This window comes from Sulfuricurvum sp. (assembly GCF_028710345.1).
Classification (GTDB): Bacteria; Campylobacterota; Campylobacteria; order Campylobacterales; family Sulfurimonadaceae; genus Sulfuricurvum.
In genome coordinates this window covers 36,059-52,256 of the sequence record NZ_JAQTUH010000006.1, presented here as the reverse complement: position 1 = coordinate 52,256, position 16,198 = coordinate 36,059, and the positions used below count along the sequence as shown (strand labels likewise).

13 protein-coding genes and 1 tRNA gene are annotated in these 16,198 nt (G+C 41.8%); 11 read left to right on the top strand and 3 right to left on the bottom strand.

The annotated features are described in order from the left end of the window. Positions 1 to 90 precede the first annotated feature (90 nt). Both guaA and PHC76_RS09080 read left to right on the top strand, forming a co-directional pair. The gene (gene guaA / locus PHC76_RS09085; RefSeq protein WP_299969737.1) at positions 91 to 1,635 is read left to right on the top strand and encodes a glutamine-hydrolyzing GMP synthase; all 1,545 of its coding nucleotides are present in this window, start codon (positions 91 to 93) and stop codon (positions 1,633 to 1,635) included. A gap of 11 nt (positions 1,636 to 1,646) precedes the next feature. After that, a complete protein-coding gene (locus PHC76_RS09080) occupies positions 1,647 to 2,306 on the top strand; it encodes a uroporphyrinogen-III synthase (RefSeq protein ID WP_299969740.1) in 660 nt (219 codons plus the stop codon). A gap of 58 nt (positions 2,307 to 2,364) precedes the next feature. Here the strand turns inward: PHC76_RS09080 and PHC76_RS09075 are convergent, their stop codons facing one another. Beyond that, positions 2,365 to 2,553 (bottom strand): hypothetical protein, encoded by a 189-nt coding sequence (locus PHC76_RS09075; RefSeq protein ID WP_299969742.1) that lies wholly within the window; start codon positions 2,551 to 2,553, stop codon positions 2,365 to 2,367. Positions 2,554 to 2,668: 115 nt separating this feature from the next. Between PHC76_RS09075 and purD the strand changes: the two genes are divergently transcribed. The 9 genes from purD (at position 2,669) to PHC76_RS09030 (ending at position 12,219) form a co-directional block, all read left to right on the top strand. Then, positions 2,669 to 3,937, top strand: coding sequence for a phosphoribosylamine--glycine ligase (gene purD, locus PHC76_RS09070; RefSeq protein ID WP_299969745.1), 1,269 nt, complete (start codon positions 2,669 to 2,671; stop codon positions 3,935 to 3,937). Then, complete coding sequence (locus tag PHC76_RS09065; RefSeq protein WP_299969747.1) at positions 3,937 to 4,386, top strand: RDD family protein; 450 nt, start codon at positions 3,937 to 3,939, stop codon at positions 4,384 to 4,386. The genes purD and PHC76_RS09065 overlap by 1 nt, the downstream gene beginning before the upstream one ends. Further along, complete coding sequence (gene lptD / locus PHC76_RS09060; protein WP_299969750.1) at positions 4,379 to 6,526, top strand: LPS assembly protein LptD; 2,148 nt, start codon at positions 4,379 to 4,381, stop codon at positions 6,524 to 6,526. Before PHC76_RS09065 ends, lptD begins: the two co-directional genes overlap by 8 nt. 10 nt (positions 6,527 to 6,536) lie before the next feature. Then, positions 6,537 to 7,937 (top strand): MlaD family protein, encoded by a 1,401-nt coding sequence (locus tag PHC76_RS09055; protein ID WP_299969753.1) that lies wholly within the window; start codon positions 6,537 to 6,539, stop codon positions 7,935 to 7,937. A gap of 24 nt (positions 7,938 to 7,961) precedes the next feature. Continuing rightward, positions 7,962 to 10,133, top strand: a complete 2,172-nt coding sequence (locus tag PHC76_RS09050) for a polyribonucleotide nucleotidyltransferase (protein ID WP_299969755.1) — start codon at positions 7,962 to 7,964, stop codon at positions 10,131 to 10,133. A 93-nt stretch (positions 10,134 to 10,226) separates the two neighbouring features. Then, positions 10,227 to 10,604, top strand: coding sequence for a F0F1 ATP synthase subunit C (locus PHC76_RS09045; RefSeq protein WP_299969758.1), 378 nt, complete (start codon positions 10,227 to 10,229; stop codon positions 10,602 to 10,604). 55 nt (positions 10,605 to 10,659) lie between these two features. Further along, positions 10,660 to 10,743, top strand: a tRNA-Leu gene (locus tag PHC76_RS09040). Positions 10,744 to 10,870: 127 nt separating this feature from the next. After that, positions 10,871 to 11,461: a CheB methylesterase domain-containing protein gene (locus tag PHC76_RS09035; RefSeq protein WP_299969760.1), complete on the top strand. Its 591-nt coding sequence runs from the start codon at positions 10,871 to 10,873 to the stop codon at positions 11,459 to 11,461. Continuing rightward, a complete protein-coding gene (locus PHC76_RS09030; RefSeq protein ID WP_299969762.1) occupies positions 11,458 to 12,219 on the top strand; it encodes a CheR family methyltransferase in 762 nt (253 codons plus the stop codon). Before PHC76_RS09035 ends, PHC76_RS09030 begins: the two co-directional genes overlap by 4 nt. Here the strand turns inward: PHC76_RS09030 and PHC76_RS09025 are convergent. Beyond that, complete coding sequence (locus PHC76_RS09025) at positions 12,216 to 13,823, bottom strand: methyl-accepting chemotaxis protein (RefSeq protein WP_299969764.1); 1,608 nt, start codon at positions 13,821 to 13,823, stop codon at positions 12,216 to 12,218. The two genes, PHC76_RS09030 and PHC76_RS09025, sit on opposite strands and share 4 nt — an antisense overlap. A gap of 55 nt (positions 13,824 to 13,878) precedes the next feature. Then, positions 13,879 to 15,978, bottom strand: a complete 2,100-nt coding sequence (locus PHC76_RS09020) for a GGDEF and EAL domain-containing protein (protein ID WP_299969766.1) — start codon at positions 15,976 to 15,978, stop codon at positions 13,879 to 13,881. Positions 15,979 to 16,198 lie beyond the last annotated feature (220 nt).

Sequence of the window (16,198 nt, the reverse complement as noted above, 5' to 3'; positions counted from 1 at the left end):
TTTTTTAGTGTGATTGTATCTAATCTTAAACAAGTTTAGAATATCATTACATACTTAAATCTATCCAATCTTGCACCTAAAGGCTTCAGCGTGAAAGACGTCAATATTATCGTTCTCGATTTTGGTTCCCAGTATACTCAGCTCATTGCTCGCCGTTTGCGCGAAGATAAAGTTTATTGTGAAGTACTTCCGTACCACACTAAAATCGATGCTATCAAAGCAAAAAATCCTAAAGGGATTATCCTCAGCGGTGGACCTTCATCGGTTTATAACAAAGACGCTTATACGGTCGATCAAGGGGTTTATGCACTTGGTATCCCTGTTTTGGGTATCTGTTATGGGATGCAACGTATCGCGGTCGATTTCGGCGGAAGTGTTATCCGAAGTGATCACCATGAGTATGGCAAAGCGGAACTTACCATCGATATGACGCAACACTCCCCTCTTTTTAGTGGGTGTGAAGATGAGCGTACCGTTTGGATGAGCCATTCGGATAAAGTAGATGTATTACCGGAGGGGTTCGTTCCTATCGCGTATTCTCCGAATTCTCCCTATGCGGCTATCGCCAATGAAGAGAAGATGGTCTATGCGATGCAATACCATCCGGAAGTGAACCACTCAGAAGAGGGGTATTTGATGCTCCGTAATTTCGCTCGTACAATCTGTGGAATTACCGAAAAATGGGATATGGGACATTTCCTCAAAGAGCAAATCATCAAAATCCGTGCTCAAGTGGGTGATGGAAAAGTTCTTTGTGCACTCAGCGGCGGTGTTGATTCATCCGTTGTTGCGGCATTGTTGTACGAAGCAATCGGCAATCAGCTGATTCCCGTATTCGTCGATAACGGCTTACTTCGCAAGGGAGAGCGTGATTCGGTCGAAAATATTTTCAAAGTGCATCTCAAAGTTCCTCTCGTGGTCGCTGATGCATCAGAAAATTTTCTCGGTAAACTCGCAGGTGTAACCGATCCTGAGACGAAACGTAAAATTATCGGGCATACATTCATCGAAGTGTTTGAACAAGAAGCCAAAAAACACGATGGGATTAAATTCCTAGCACAAGGGACGTTGTACCCTGACGTTATTGAATCAGTATCGGTTAACGGTCCATCGGTGACAATCAAAAGCCATCATAACGTTGGTGGATTACCTGATTGGATGGATTTCGAGTTGATTGAACCATTACGTGATTTGTTTAAAGACGAAGTTCGTAAATTAGGAATTGAACTTGGTCTCCCTGAATCTTTGGTCAATCGCCATCCGTTTCCGGGACCGGGTTTGGGTATCCGTATCATGGGTGAAGTGAACAAAGTCGATTTGGATTTGCTTCGTGAAGCCGATGCGATTTTGCTCGATGAGCTTAAAGCGAGCGGTTATTACACCAAAACATGGCAGGCGTTTGCGGTTCTCTTGAACGTCAAATCGGTCGGTGTTATGGGGGATAACCGTACTTATGACAACACCGTATGTGTCCGCGTTGTCGAAGCGGTGGATGGAATGACGGCAACATTTGCTCACCTTCCGCATACGTTGTTAGAGCGTATCAGTCGTCGTATTATCAACGAAGTAGACGGCATTAACCGTGTTGTTTATGATATCAGCTCAAAACCACCCGCAACCATCGAGTGGGAGTAAGGGGTACGCTTTTGCGCCCCATCTATCTCATCTCGAAAACCCCTTATGATGGGGTTATTCACATCCCTATACTCACTATCTCTTTTTTAGCTCCATCTATCGATTTTTCCCAATATGAAGGAGTTATCCTCACCTCCAAACAGGCTGTTTTAGCTTTAGAAAATTATAAGTTCGATTGGAATCAGCTTCAATGCATCTGTGTATCGGAAGGTACGGCTACGTTAGCAAGGGAAGTTGGGGCAGTTGATGTTGAAGTAGGAGATGGGTATGGAGAGTCGATTCCGAGTGTTTTAAACTCAAAAAAACGTGAAGGTAAATGGCTTTATCTCCGTCCGAAAGTAGTGGCATCGGATTGGATTGAGGTGGCACGTGAATATGGGTATGATATCAATGAGGTGATAGGGTATGAGACAACATGTAACCCCGAAGCGAATAATTTTCACCTCTCGCAAGAGGGGGTATTGATTTTTACTTCACCATCCACCATCCGATGTTTTATCCAAAATCATTCTATTCTCCCCTCTCATAAAGTTGTTGTCATCGGCTTAACAACCCAAAAAGCTCTTCCTTGCGGGATAGTTTCGTATCTTAGTCCAACGATGAGTGTCGAATCTGCTGTCACTTTAGCGCGTCAAATTGCCTCTGAAAACGTAAATTCATCACCCTTTTAAGATTTTAGAGTTATAATTATTAACTCTGGGCGAAGCGAGTAATCGCATTTTGAGGGTTCTACATATACATGGAGTCACAGCCGTAGTCGTTTTTGAGTGTCGGTGGTCTCGTTTGAACGTATTTTTTACGTGAGAGATTGTCGCCGGAAAAGACGCTCGAGTGGCTTTTTTCGGCTTTGAGAACCGAAGCTACTGCGAGACGCCCGCCCGGGACTAATTTGACGATAGAGGAATGAAATCCCTCCATCTACGCTAGCCGCTTGGGCTACTGAAGCTAGCTTCTGACGAAGCAGAGTTATATTTATCTTATTTGAGAAACGTTAACGTGTTTTAGATAAGATAATTTTTTTTCAAGGTGATTTATGCGAATAATGGTAATCGGTAGCGGTGGACGCGAATTTGCAATCGGTCGGGTTTTAAAACAAGACCCTGAAGTATCTAAGCTTTATTTCGCCCCCGGTAACGGTGCAACTCCTATGTTGGGCGAAAATGTCGGTATCAAAGATTATCATGAATTGGCTCAGTTTGCACTCGATAATGGCATTGATTTGACGATTGTTGGCCCTGAGGGACCGCTAACTGATGGAGTTGTCGATATTTTTAAAGCCAAAGGGTTGGTGATTTTCGGTCCAAGTAAAGCCGCCGCACAGTTGGAAGGCTCAAAAGTCTATATGAAAAACTTTTTGGCCAAATATAATATCCCGACGGCTCGCTATATTGAAACTGACCACATCGGTGATGCGTTCAAATTTATCGAATCATTAACGGCTCCGATTGTTGTTAAAGCAGATGGTTTGTGCGCGGGTAAAGGTGTTATCATCGCGATGAGTCACGAAGAGGCAAAGGTAGCTGTCTCTGAGATGTTGAGCGGAAAATCGTTCGGGGATGCAGGTAAACGGGTTGTTGTCGAAGAATTTTTAGATGGGTATGAGCTTTCCATGTTTGCACTGTGTGATGGAAAAGATTTTATCCTCCTCCCTGCCGCGCAAGATCATAAACGTCTTTTGGATAATGACGAGGGTCCTAATACTGGTGGGATGGGAGCGTATGCACCGACTCCACTTGTAGATGATGTGATTTATGAAAAAGTAAAAGAGCGTATTATTCGCCCAACGTTGCTCGGGATGCAAGAAGAGGGTGCGCCGTTTGAGGGTGTTTTGTTTATCGGAATTATGGTGGTCAAGGGTGAACCGATTACGCTCGAATTCAATGTCCGTTTCGGTGATCCTGAGTGTGAGATTTTGATGCCACTGCTCAAAACTCCTGCCCGTGAACTTTTTTACAAAGCGGCGACGAAACAATTAGATTCTCTCACTGTTGAGTTTTACGAAAAATATGCCGTCGGTGTGGTGATGGCGAGTAAAAATTATCCGTATGATAACTCTACCCCTGCTGAGATTGTGGTGGATGAGATACATCACGGTGATATTGCCGAAAACACCCATATCGCGTATGCGGGGGTAGCCGAAGAAGATGGGAAGCTCTATGCCACGGGTGGACGGGTTCTTGTGTGTGTCGGTGTGGGTGAGAGTATTAAAGAGGCGCGTGATCGTGCCTATATGTTATGCGGTCAAGTCCATTATGCCGGTAAAAAACTCCGTACCGATATTGCTTATCAAGCACTGCGCTAATGAACAACGACATCGAAACGCTTATATTACGCGAAAAGCTTCAACTCTCTTCGATACGCTCTCGAACGGCTGCTTTTGGGATTGATGAATTATTGCTTTCGATGCTTTTAATGATTATTTTATGGGACTCTATAAATGCGGCTACAACCGTAGAAGCAATGATTGAAGTGATTAACACCTTCATTTTAGAATACATGATGATTAAAATTGCGTACCAAACATTTTTTACAATGCAATACGGTGCAACCATCGGGAAAATTGTTATGAAAATACGGGTTGTTGAAATCACTACCCTCTCGCATCCCAGTTTTTTAAGTGCTTTCAATCGGAGTGTTTTTCGAATTGTCAGCGAAGTCCTTTTCTATCTTGGATTCTTGTGGGCAATGTTTGATCCTTATCGTCGCTCATGGCACGATTTAAGTGCTAAAACACTGGTAATTGATGTCTAAATACCTCTTTGTTAGTCTTGTTACTGCTACACTATTGTGTGCCGGTGATAGAGTAGAATTGGTAGCAACGCAAGTGGATGCAAACGGCTCTATTATTAATTCAACTACTTACCCCACAATAATATATCAAGATCAGATACTCAGTGCACAAAAGCTTAGTTATGACAATAATAGCTCGATTATTGAAGCTACAGGCTCGGTCAATGCGTTTAAAGGATCGGGTCAATACCATGCGCTTAGTGAGTATTCTCGAATCAATTTAAAAGAAGATACCCGTTACTCCAAACCTTATTATGCCTTTGATGCCAATAGTAGTGCATGGATAAGTACCTCTGAAGCGATGGGGTGCCAAAGTAAGATTGATTTATCGAGTGGTATGTTATCAGGGTGCGATTCGGTTGACCCTCTTTGGAAAATACATTTTACAAGTGCCGATTATGATACGAATAACATGTGGGTGAATGTTTACAATGCAACATTGTATATCGATGATGTCCCTGTTGTCTATTCACCCTATTTTGGATATCCGACCGATCATACACGCCGAAGTGGATTATTAATCCCCTCTTTTGCTCTTTCAAACTCTGAGGGGATCTCTTATGAGCAGCCTATCTATTGGGCTCCTACGAATTGGTTCGATGCAGAGTTCCGTCCCCAAATCCGAACTTCTCGTGGAGGGGGGATGTACAGTGATTTCCGTTTTGTTGATTCTCCCACATCCGGAGGCTCTATCCGTTTTGGATACTTTCAAGAACAAAGTGATTATGCCCAAAAATATGATTTAGCCCATGATAAACATTATGGTTTTGATCTGAATTATCATCATGATGATATTTTGAAAAATTGGTTTGGAATAGATGCGGTAGGAGAATCGGGACTTTATCTAAGCGGGTCGTGGATGAACGATGTTGATTATCTCAATCTTCTCCAAAGTGATGAAACTAAAAATGTGACGACTAATCAGATTCTCTCGCGTATTAATGGTTACTATAGCAGTGAAAATAATTATTTCGGTACCTATTTTAAACATTATCAATATCTAGATCAAACCGATAATGCTCAAACCATTCAAACGTTACCGTCACTTCAATATCATCGTTATTTAGAGACTTTTTTTAATAATCATCTTCTTGCCAATGGCGATATCACGGCAACCAATTTTTATCGCCCCGATGGAAAGCGTGCTGTCCAAACCGATATGAACGTACCGGTAAAATTGCAAACAGCCCTTTTTGATGATTATGTAGATCTTAGTTATACCGCTAATACTACAGCACACGCAATCTCTTTTTACGGTAATACACGAACCGGAGAAAATGAGAACCTCTATCCATCAGGATACTATACGCAACTGGATCACATCTTTTCGGTAGGGTCTATGTTAGTAAAAAACTATGATGAAAATATGACCCATGTTATAGCCCCTAACATTAGTTATTCGAAATCAGGGGCACGTGATTATCATGGATATTATGACAAATACCATGGGCAATGTGATGCAACAAACAGCAATTATGCAGGGTACCCTTGTGAATTTTACGGGCTTAATGAACCGACAGATTTTCTCTCTTTAGGGGTTAACAACTATTGGTATGACCATCAAAAGCAATGGCTGGTGGATCGATTGAGCCAAACCTTTAGTTATGATGATATCCGTAGTTATTACGGGGAACTTCAAAATGAATTGGAGTGGGAGATAAGCTCCGCTATTTCCTATTATAACCAAACAGCTTATAATCATGATCGTGATCGTGTTACCAAAGAGCAAAACACCATTCGCTATAATGATGGTGTGGTAAAAGGAAGTCTAGGGCATTATTACACCGATACATTATTGAATAGCTATCCGCAATATGCATCGTATTGGAATGCTGATCTCGAATACAAATATAATCGACATTATAAAATCTTTGGATTAGTAGCGTATGATTACCATGAAGATGTGTTGAAGCATAGTGAGATTGGTTTTTTATATACGCAACGATGTTTTGATTTTGGTCTTCGATACGTCCAAAATCGACGTCCGATATTAACGAATATATCAGGATCTGACTCAGTAAATGACTCTTATGTGTTTATAACATTGATTTTGAAACCTATCGGTGGTTCTGAATTTAACTATAAATTGACCCGAAATTAGTGGAGACGGTATGAAACTCGAAGCAAAGATAGGAATGTTTGTTGTTACGGCTCTTGTAGCGCTGTTGTTGCTCTCAACACAAGTTACCTCTTTTGGAAAATGGGGGCAAAAAGGGTATACGCTAGAAGCCTATATTGAAGATGCATCTGGGATTGAAAAGGGGACACATGTCTCTATGAACGGTGTTTTGGTCGGTGAAGTTCAAGCTATCAGTATTGAAGGAAAACGGGTTCGACTAACATTATCAATCAATGAAACAGTGAAAATTCCCGATGACTCATCGGTAGTTGTTGCTCAAGAGTCGTTGCTAGGGGCTAAGGTTATTAATATCATCGTTGGTGACTCGACGGCAATGCTTCATGAGGGGAGTACCCTTGTGCAGTCTAAACGGTATGCTTCGTTTGATCAAACCAGCGATTCTGTCAATGCTGCCGCTAAAGAGTTAGAACTTTTATTGAAAGATTTTCGTTCCACTCTTGATGATGAACACCGCAAAGCGATTCAAGAAGCTATTGTTGCCTTTCGTAATGTTGGGGTAAATTTGGATGGGGTGATAGTGGATAACCGTGACGATTTACATTCGGCAATTGCTAATTTTAAAACAATGTCTGAAGGTTTTTCCCAAACAGCCGATACGGTCAACAAAGACCTTCCGACAATTATGGCACGAATCAACTCATTGACGACCCGTATGGACAATATCAGCGGCTCATTGGAACACACCCTTCCTGAATCGATTGATAAGTTTAATGACATCGAAGACAACGTAACAACGATTTTGACTGAAAATCGTAGCGGAATTAAAAATACGATTGATTCGGCAGGAAGTTTTTTCAAAAGTGCCGAAAATGCGTTTGAGAAAGTGGATACTCTTCTCTCAACTTTCACTACCAGCGAATTACAAGTTGCCATGAATACCGACTATATGATGCGTGATGGATACGCAAAAATTTATTTAGGAGCCACCTATTTACCGAATCCAAACACCTATTATATACTTGATTTAATCAGTACCGATGATTACTCAAACTATTACGTTCAACCTCCGGGAACACATATAAAAGGGAAGCATTACATTACGGCACTCTATGGAAAACGCTTTGATAACACATTGTTGCGTTTCGGTGCGATTGAATCGACCGGTGGGGTAGGAATCGATTATTTTATGAATCATGATAAGATTAAATTCTCTGCTGAAGCGTTTGATTGGAATGCGATTAATGATGTACGAGGAAGTAATCCCCACTTTAAAGCACAGGTTCGATATCAAATGTTAAAGCATTTGGAATTGTACGGAGGATGGGATAATTTCTTTAACTCTCAGTCACAAAATCTTTTCTTTGGATTAGGGGTTCGATTTATCGACAATGATATTAAGTATCTATCGGGTGCAAGCTCATTAGCACGTTAAAAAAATTACAGTTTAGGAAATAGAATGAAATACGATATAACGTTGGCGTTGACCAATAAAGAAGAGTCTTATGCACTGAATCAAGTAGCGGCACAAGCCAATGGAGCCGTTTGGCTCAAATCGGGAAATACCGTTATTTTAGCTACGGTTGTAGTCGATGAGACCGATTTTGTCGATGAGGATTTTTTACCCTTAACGGTGCAATATGTCGAAAAAAGCTATGCGGCAGGGAAGTTTCCGGGAGGGTTTATCAAACGGGAAACCAAACCGAGCGATTTTGAAGCACTCACTTCGCGCATTGTGGATCGCTCATTACGTCCATTGTTTCCAAAAGGGTTCGCTAATCCTATCCAAATAACCGTTATGGTGCTGAGTTGTGACAGCGAAGCCGATTTGCAGGTATTGGCACTCAATGCCGCGTCCGCAGCACTCTATCTATCTGATTTGGATATTTTTACCTCAGTGAGTGCGGTACGTGTCGGGAAAATCGATGGAGAGATAGTGTTTAATCCAACCCTTTCTCAACTCAAAAATAGCACCCTTGATTTGTATCTTGCCGGTAGTGTCGATGATATGTTGATGATTGAGATGCAAGCGTGTGGTAGTGATGAAGCGGTTGTAATGGATATAGTTGAACCGTTTATTGAACCCGCGTTATCGGCTCAAACACTCATGCAACGTCAGAGTAATGCGGTGGCTGAAGATGAGTTGATAGAAATCTTGGCTCAAGCACAAGCAGAATTAAAAAAAGCCAATACAGCGTATGAAAATAGTTTTAAACCACTGGCTAAATCTCCGTTTGAGCTTAAATGTGTGGTGAGTGAGATTGATGGAGAGATGGTAGAGTATGTTCGTACACACCATACCGATGATTTGAAACGCGGTATCAATAATATGGCAAAAACAGAGCGCTCTACCGCATTGCGTACCATTCGTAAAGCTATCATGCAAGAGAAGCCTGAGTGGAATGAACATGAGCTTAAAAAAGCAATCGAGTCGGTAAAACGAACAATGGTACGTGCTCAGATTTTGGATGAAAAAGTACGCGCCGATGGACGTGCACTCAACCAAGTGCGCCCGATTACTATCGAGACGAATGTATTGCCAAGTGCTCATGCATCAGCCCTCTTTACTCGCGGACAAACACAGGCTTTGGTCATATTGACGTTGGGTGGACCAAAAGATGCCCAAATGTTTGAAAATCTCACCGATAGCGGTACTCAAAACGAAGCTTTTATGGTTCACTATAACTTTCCGGGATTCAGTGTTGGAGAACCTTCCCCTATCGGTGCACCGCGACGTCGTGAACTGGGGCATGGAAATTTGGCAAAACGTGCCCTAGAGGGGGCAACGAGCCGAAACGGACAAACGATTCGGTTGGTTTCTGAGATTTTAGAGTCTAACGGTTCGTCATCGATGGCAACCGTATGTGGTGGATATATGGCATTACGTGCAGGGGATATCGAAGTCTCTGAACCCATCGCTGGTGTCGCAATGGGGATGGTTCAAGAGAATGATCGATACGCCATTTTGAGTGATATCATGGGGCTTGAAGATCATGACGGTGATTTGGATTTCAAAGTAGCCGGTTCTAAATATGGGATTACCGCTATGCAGATGGATATCAAACTCGGAGGAATCCATTTGGATGTTCTTCGCAGTGCTTTGTATCAAGCCGCCGAAGCACGTGCCCATATCATCGATATTATGATAGGTGCAGAAGAGAATATCGAGCTTAATGAGGGGACGTTACCAAGTACCGATTTGTTCCATGTAGATCCAAGTTTCATCGGAGATATTATCGGTCAAGCGGGTAAAACGATTCGTGAAATTATCGAAAAATTTGATGTTGCCATCGATATCGATAAGAAAAAAGGGTCAGTGAAATTGACCGGTAAAAATCGTGAAGGGTTACGCGGTGCACGTGATCATATCGAAGGGATTGTTAGCGGTGTCGAATCAACCCCAAAAGTAGAGTATAAAGTGGGTGATGTGGTCAACGGAAAAGTTAAAAAAATTGTTGATTTTGGAGCTTTTATCGAACTTCCCGGAGGTATTGATGGGTTGATTCATATCTCTAAACTCTCCGATGGACACATTAACCGCGTAAGCGATGTTGTGAGCGAAGGGGATGAATTGATGGTAGAGATCGTCGAGTTCAAAGGAAATAAGATCGGACTTGCTCGGGCTAAGTAAGTTTTTAGCTCTTTGATTTTATAATTCCACCCACAAAGTGATAAGTAGGGACACTATCCGAACAGACTTTGATATAAAACACGGAGATTCCTCATGAAAAAAGTATTTTTTCTTATGCTCGCTCTTGTTGCTTCAGTATTTGGTGCTGATGAAGCGGTAGCTGTTGTTGAAGCGGCTGTTGATGCTGCACCTGCTGTTGCAGCTGCATCTGGTGATGTTGCTAACCAAACTCTTAAAGCGTATTCTATGATCGCTGCGGGTGTTGGTCTTGGTTTAGCTGCTCTTGGTGGAGCTATCGGTATGGGTAGTACTGCTGCTGCAACTATCGCTGGTACTGCACGTAACCCAGGTCTTGGCGGAAAATTGATGACTACTATGTTCATCGCTCTTGCTATGATCGAAGCACAAGTTATTTATACACTTGTTATCGCTCTTATCGCTCTTTACGCTAACCCATATTTGGCTGCGTAAGTTTTTAAAACCTCATTTGACTTGTCTTTATTAAGGCAAGTCACTTTCTCTTTATGCGCAGGTGGTGGAATGGTAGACACGCTGGCTTGAGGTGCCAGTGCCTTCGGGTGTGTGGGTTCAAATCCCATCTTGCGCACCATTAAAACTCTTCTCTTTAATTAAGCTTCTTTATCACCTTTTTTCTATTACCATTTTAAGTTAAACCTAATAGCACTGAATCGTTTTTGTCTTGTATAATGGTGTATCTAAATTGTTAAATGAGTAGTATGAAATCTATGTTGCCCTCTAAAATCGTCCTTATCGGTGCCTCTACCGGTGGACCTGGAATAATCGAAAAACTTTTGACCGCATTGCCGGACCATTTTAGTGTTCCTATCTGTATCGTCCAACATTTTCCCTCCGAATTGACCCAATCGTTTGTTTCGCGTCTCCAAACCTATACGACCAATAAAGTTGTGGAATCATACGATGGTTTGGTCTTAGAAGATGGGATTATCGTGGTGGCAAAAGGGGGTATCCATTTGGGATTTCGCTTAGAGAATCACCGTGCGCTCATTACTCAAACATTAGAAGGGGTTCGTGATGATTTTATCCCGAGTGTTGATGTCATGATGCTCAGTGCACAAGAGCTCTTTGAACCTTCGTACATCTTAGCCGTCCTTTTAAGTGGTATTGGAGATGATGGTGCTGAGGGGATGGTGAAGATTAAATCGATGGGGGGGACAACGTTGTGCCAAGATGAAAAAAGTTGCGCCGTGTTTGGAATGCCAGGACGTGCTATAGAGCGGGGCGGTGCATCTGATGTCTTATCGGTAGATGAGATAGCCCAAAGAATAATAGGATTTGGAATACGATGAGTGAACTAACGATAACATCGATTTTAGAACGGATACAGCGTGAAACAGGGATTGTCCTAACACGAGAAATAGATCGTGATCGAATACGGCGCTATCTTGATAACGGTGGGGTTATTCCAAACCCATCTGAACCTATCGGAAGTGCTTTGATTAATCTTGTAACGACGAATGAGACCTATTTTGAACGGGAAGCACACCATTTCGATTATTTAATCCAAGAGATTTTACCGAAATTAGAGGCTGCACACTCCTCTGCACCTATCCGTATTTTATCGGCACCGTGTTCCAGCGGTGAGGAGAGTTATACGATAGCATTGCGATTATTAAGTATGGGAAAAAAATTGTATCGTCCTATAGAGATCATAGGGGTGGATATCACAGAGGAGATGATACTCAAAGCACAAGAAGCGATCTATTCAGAACGTTCTGTCCATGCTCTCGACAAAGAGATTTTGGCGAACTATTTTGTCCATGAAGCGAGAGGGTATCGATTGCTTCCTCTACATGGCATCTCTATCCGTTTTATAGCAGGAAATCTTTTTGATGATAGGTTGTGGGGAGAGTTGGGTGATTTTGATGTTATTTTTAGCCGTAATATGATGATTTATTTTGATTCAACTAAAAATAAAGAGTTGTTGTTACGGTTTAAAAAACATTTGCGAGGATATTTGATTCTTGGTCATGCTGATGATCATACCAATGCGAAAGAAATATTTACCCCGCTGCGTTTACAGCGGGGAGCAATCTATACCCTTTAGGTTCTAAAGATAGCAATTTGTGCGGTGAGTTGCTCTGTCATCTGATGGAGATGTTCCGCGGCCGCGGCAATCTCTTCAACACTTCGGGCATTGGAGGTTGAGAGTTCATTGATATTGCTGATTTTGTTAATAATCGATTCGGTCGTAGCCGCATTGGTTTGAGTGTCACTAGAGAGTTTTTCGATAGCACTGACGGTATCGGCTAGGGCACTAACGGCGGTTTCCGTATGATCGTTGACCTCTTCGGACGCATTAACCAAACTCTCTATCCGTTTGGTGTTGTTATTCATTTGATCAGTAATGTCATTAATCGATTGAACAATGACATTGACTGTAGCATTGGTCTCTACGAGACTTTTTTGGGTACGTTCTGCGAGTTTACGCACTTCATCGGCAACAACGGCAAAACCGCGACCATGTTCACCTGCACGTGCCGCTTCGATAGCGGCATTAAGAGCAAGGAGATTGGTTTGATCGGCGATATCGGCGATAACAGTGAGGACTTGTTTCACTTGGGATGCCTCTTGGGAGAGGGAGTTTAAACGTTGATTGATCTCCCCTTCCATTTGTACGGTATAGGAGAGCTGCTCAATCGTGTTGTGAAGAGCCGATTGCGCCTCTTGGAGGTTTTCACGTGCATTTAATGCTTTCGTGCGGACACTTTGAGCTTCTAGCGCAGATGCTTTCATTGCCTCTTTCATACGATCCGATTCAGTGGTAGTTTGATTAACTATTTTAGCTTCATCTTCTGCCGCTTTACCGATGGAGAGGGTAGTTGCAGAAAGCTCTGCAGAGACAGAGAGATTTTCAGAGGATGCGGAGCGGATACCTTGGAATGCTTGTCGAAGTGTATTGACAAGCTCATTAACACTACGACTCATATCGGCGAGTTCATCGTGTCCTTCGATTTTGGTGATATGGGTAAAGTCACGCTCTTGCGCTACAACTCGGATCATATCTTGCAAACGTGCGACAGATGCTGTGATGTTTTGGATGAGTAGATAAAACATCGTTAGCATTGCAACGGCGGTGAGAATCATGAGGGTATCCATAACGGTTGCATCATGATCGAGTTTTGCGAGATTGGCCTCTTCCATATCTTTATTCAATGCTTTTGACTCATCAATATAAGTTTTTTGCAACTCTTCTGATTTTTTGCCAAGCTCTTTGAGTTTTGCCCCTTCAGGAGAATTTTTAAACTCATCACTAAAAATTTTGTCACCGTATTTTTGGATCATTTCAATACGCGGAGTATTACCGTCCATCCAATCTTTGTGTTGAGAGATTAACGTTTTGAGCGCCGATTTATGTTTTTCCAGTTTTGTGATGGCTGAGAGCTCTTCTAGCGATTTGGTGAGCTTTTTGTTACGATCTTCGTATTCCGATAAATACTTAGAATCTCCTCCATGGAGCTGAAATCCTCGCAACTCCATGATCGCACCGTTGGTATTTGCCCGTATATCAGCCAAATGCACCATCTTCTCTGCGGTTGCGTCCGCATCTTGATTATTGCTATAGGACAAGTAAATAAGCGCCAAATAGGTCACCAAACTTAGTGCCATCATAGCCATAAGTTTACCTTTGATTGTTGAGAGATTAAACATGGATAACCTTCTTTCAATAATAGTGTTTTTCGATTATAACACGATTGATAAAAAATTAATCCTTAAAATCAATAAGATAATGGGTAATACTCTCCACTGGTAGCGGTTTGAAATAGAGGTATCCTTGGACTTGTGTGCATCCGTTTTCGATGAGGAAATCCCGTTGTAAAGTTGTCTCTACACCTTCTGCGATAACGCTGAGTTTAAGGTTTTTCCCGAGCCCGATAATGGTTTTGGTAATAGCCATATCGTCTTCATCATCGGGGATATCACGGATAAAGCTTTGATCGATTTTGAGTTTGTTGATCGGAAAACGTTTGAGATACGAGAGCGATGAATATCCGGTGCCGAAATCGTCAATCGATATCTCCAAATCCAATGCCCTTAGCTCTTTTAAAATTTCGATAACCTCGTGAGGATTTTTCATAATATGTGATTCGGTCACTTCGATAGCAATACAGTGTGGAGAGCAGTGATGAAATCGTAAAATTGCTTCTACCTCTTTGGCTATAAAACGGTTAGCAAGGGTTTTTGCCGAAAAATTGATTGCCGTTTTAGGGGAATCAAGACCGGCGAGTTGCCATTGTGCATGTTGTTCCACAACACTCTCAAGAACAAAAAAATCGATCTCTTGAATAAGTCCCGTCTCTTCGCATAGAGGTATAAAGGTTGTGGGTGAAACTACCCCCAATGTGGGATGATTCCACCGTACTAATGCTTCCATACCGACCCATGATTCAGTTAATATATCAATTTGAGGTTGATAATAGACTTCAAACTGGTGCTCTTTGAGTGCGATTCGGAGAGCATTTTCTAAGATAACCCGTTCATACGCTTTTTCACCCATTTCGTTGGCATAAAATTTATAGCCGTTGCGTCCATCCTCTTTGGCTCGATACATTGCGGTATCGGAATTTTTTAACAATGTTTGAGCATCCTGACCATCCTCCGGATAAATAGCAATACCGATGCTGAGGGAAGTATAGAGTTGATGTTCTTCAAGCATAAACGGTTCTTGAAAGGAGCGAGTAAGTTTTTCACAAATTTCAATAAGAATTTTTGAGTTACCAAAATCATTTAGTAAGATATTGAACTCATCACCACCCATACGAGCGATGGTATCGCTTTCGCGTAATAAACTTTGGAGTCGTTGAGCCACATGAATAAGGAGTTGATCCCCTATCGGATGTCCCAATGAATCATTAATCTCTTTAAAATGGTCTAAATCAACGAAAAGGATTGCTATTTTATTTTTCTTACGATTATTCTGTTTGATCGCCATTTGAAGTCGATCGTAAAATAAGACACGATTGGGAAGTTTGGTGAGGGGATCGTGTGTTGCCAAATGGAGCAGTTTTTCTTGGGTAGAGGTGAGTTCGCTGATATCGGTATCAAAAATAACACCTGCACTACGCCCCTGATAAGTGAGTTTATAGACACTTGCTTGGACGGGATAGACACTCCCATTTTTACGTTTGTGATGGGAAATATTGCTTAAAACAGGACTAATAGTGCTAAGGTATTGACGAAAAATATTCACTTGCTCAATGGTTAAATCGGGATTGGTATCTAAAATAGTGAGCTGTTTAAGCTCCTCAAGGGTATAGCCGAGTGCTTTGAGCGCCCCATCATTGGCATAGAGATAATAGAGTGTTTCGGCATCAAGGATATAAACCTCTATTGCGGTATGCTGAACGATTGCCGCAAGTTCTTGGTTATGCGTTTCGAGCTCTACTTGTTTAGTAATATCGGTCCGAAATCCGGCAACGATGATGGGTTCACCTGCGTCATCAAAAAGAATTTTGGCACGGTCATAAATCCAAATCCAATGCCCCTCTTTATGAAGAACACGATATCGGACGTGTGCTCCGGAGAGTTTATTGATAATAGAGCTGTAGAGGACATTTGTGGCATTTTCAAGATCATCGGGGTGGAGGAGAGCCTTCCATGCTTCGATGGAGCTTTCGTATTCATCTTCTCCGTATCCTATTATCTCCAGCCATCGTTTGGATACATAGGTGGTATTGGTTTGAATATTGTATTCCCAAATCCCATCTTCAGAAGTGCTGATAGCGAACTTGAGGCGACGAAACTCATGCGCTTGTTCAGGAGTTAAAAAATCAGATTCGGCTATTAAATAAGTATCATCAACCATGCGAATCTCCTAATCAATAACAAATATAATAACACATTTTTAATATTATATTATTATTTTTTTGATCTAATATTAAAGCAATGGAGAGTAAAAATTGCAAGTAAAATCGGATACAACTTATCAAAGAGAATTCATTATGGAGTATGAAAGATAAAATCTCAGTACCATCTCGCAAAAGAGTTTGCTATAATTAGTGTTCAAACCAACTAAAAGGACATAG

Excerpts from the sequence above, each read along its gene's own strand:
- PHC76_RS09075 (WP_299969742.1), bottom strand. The coding sequence starts at position 2,553 with ATGGAGGGATTTCATTCCTCTATCGTCAAATTAGTCCCGGGCGGGCGT.
- purD (WP_299969745.1), top strand. The coding sequence starts at position 2,669 with ATGCGAATAATGGTAATCGGTAGCGGTGGACGCGAATTTGCAATCGGT.
- PHC76_RS09065 (WP_299969747.1), top strand. The coding sequence starts at position 3,937 with ATGAACAACGACATCGAAACGCTTATATTACGCGAAAAGCTTCAACTC.
- lptD (WP_299969750.1), top strand. The coding sequence starts at position 4,379 with ATGTCTAAATACCTCTTTGTTAGTCTTGTTACTGCTACACTATTGTGT.
- PHC76_RS09055 (WP_299969753.1), top strand. The coding sequence starts at position 6,537 with ATGAAACTCGAAGCAAAGATAGGAATGTTTGTTGTTACGGCTCTTGTA.
- PHC76_RS09050 (WP_299969755.1), top strand. The coding sequence starts at position 7,962 with ATGAAATACGATATAACGTTGGCGTTGACCAATAAAGAAGAGTCTTAT.
- PHC76_RS09045 (WP_299969758.1), top strand. The coding sequence starts at position 10,227 with ATGAAAAAAGTATTTTTTCTTATGCTCGCTCTTGTTGCTTCAGTATTT.
- PHC76_RS09035 (WP_299969760.1), top strand. The coding sequence starts at position 10,871 with ATGAAATCTATGTTGCCCTCTAAAATCGTCCTTATCGGTGCCTCTACC.
- PHC76_RS09030 (WP_299969762.1), top strand. The coding sequence starts at position 11,458 with ATGAGTGAACTAACGATAACATCGATTTTAGAACGGATACAGCGTGAA.
- PHC76_RS09025 (WP_299969764.1), bottom strand. The coding sequence starts at position 13,823 with ATGTTTAATCTCTCAACAATCAAAGGTAAACTTATGGCTATGATGGCA.
- PHC76_RS09020 (WP_299969766.1), bottom strand. The coding sequence starts at position 15,978 with ATGGTTGATGATACTTATTTAATAGCCGAATCTGATTTTTTAACTCCT.